The following is a 1245-nucleotide window of genomic DNA, read 5'->3' as shown; positions in this document are numbered from 1 at the left end:
TGAGGTGGTCTAGCTAAGCCGGACACAATTGGGACGTTGTTTGAAGATGGGTTTCGAAGTGGTTGGGTGAGCAGTAGCCAAGGGCAGAATGACGCCGTTCGGCATTGTAATAGGCGATGTGGTGGCTGATTTCGAGCTTCGCTTCCGCCAAGCCGGGGAAACGGCCGCCGTCGAGTAATTCGGCCTTGAAACGGCTCCAAAAGGATTCGGCGTGGGCGTTGTCGTAGCAGTTGCCGCGCCGGCTCATGCTTTGCTGCGCGCCGTGGCGTGCCACCAGGTCCTTAAAACGGGTGGCCGTGTACTGGCTGCCCTGGTCGGAGTGCACGACCAGCCCGGCCGCGGGCCGGCGCACGACCAGGGCCCGGCGCAGGGCCTCGCTGACCAAGTCTTCGGGCATGGTGTCGCGCACGTCCCAGCCGACGATTTTACGCGAGCAACGGTCCAGCCACACGGCCAGGTAGAGCCAGCCGCCGCCCTGGCGGGGCAGGTAGGTGATGTCGCCGACCCAGACCCGGTTCGGGGCGGTGGGGGCCGGCTGGCCGAGCAAGCGGTTCGGGGCGGCGCGCACGGCCGGGTCCGAGTCCGTGGTGCGGGGCACAAACGAGCGGGGCTGCTGGGCCCGCAAGCCGTGCGCGTGGAGCACGCGGCGGATGCGCCAGCGGCCCACCGCGTGGCCCTGGGCCTGCACCTCGGCCCGCAGCCGGCGCGTGCCGTAGCGCTGCGCATGATAGGCAAAGGCCTCGCGCACGGCCACTTGCCACGCCGGTTCGGGCACGGGCTGGCCCTGCTGCCGGTGCCAGGCATAGTACGCGCTGGGCGCAACCTGCAAGGCCTGGCAGAGCTGGCGCACGGGCACTTGCTGCTGGCGCTGGGCGATGTGCTGGTAGGTGCTCACCGGGTCGGCTGGCCGAAGATGACCAAGGCTTTTTTTAAAATATCGAGTTCCTGCTCGGCCCGTTTCAGTCGGGCCCGCAGGGCGCGCACTTCCGGGTCACGCGCCACTTCTTCGCTGCCCACTTCGGCCACGAGCTGGGCCTGCTGCCAGCGGTAAAGCAGCTTGGGGCTGATGCCCAGCTGCCGGGCCGCGGCCTGCGTGCTGCGGCTCTCGCCGGCCAGACGAAGGGCTTCCGTCTTAAACGCCTCGTCGTACTTGCGTCGTTTGTCGGGCGACGCCCCGCTCTTTTTGGCTGTCATAACAGAAGAAATATACGTCCTTCTTCTGTCCGCCTTGCCTAGACCACCTCA

Annotated in this window: 2 protein-coding genes; both read right to left on the bottom strand. The window is 67.1% G+C overall.

Annotation, left to right across the window (positions count from 1 at the left end):
• Window positions 1-13 precede the first annotated feature (13 nt).
• Window positions 14-895 carry an IS3 family transposase gene (locus LJ738_RS21125; RefSeq protein WP_227788338.1) on the bottom strand — a complete coding sequence of 294 codons (882 nt, stop codon included), beginning with the start codon at window positions 893-895 and terminating at the stop codon, window positions 14-16.
• Entirely contained in the window at window positions 892-1194 is a 303-nt protein-coding gene (locus LJ738_RS21120) for a transposase (protein ID WP_227788337.1), read from the bottom strand. Before LJ738_RS21120 ends, LJ738_RS21125 begins: the two co-directional genes overlap by 4 nt.
• Window positions 1195-1245: the final 51 nt, after the last annotated feature.

This window comes from Hymenobacter plasmatis (assembly GCF_020711255.1).
Lineage (GTDB): Bacteria > Bacteroidota > Bacteroidia > Cytophagales > Hymenobacteraceae > Hymenobacter.
This window is presented reverse-complemented; position numbering and strand designations above follow the sequence as displayed.

Coding starts and splice junctions, on each gene's coding strand:
- LJ738_RS21120 (WP_227788337.1), bottom strand. CDS start 1,194: ATGACAGCCAAAAAGAGCGGGGCGTCGCCCGACAAACGACGCAAGTAC.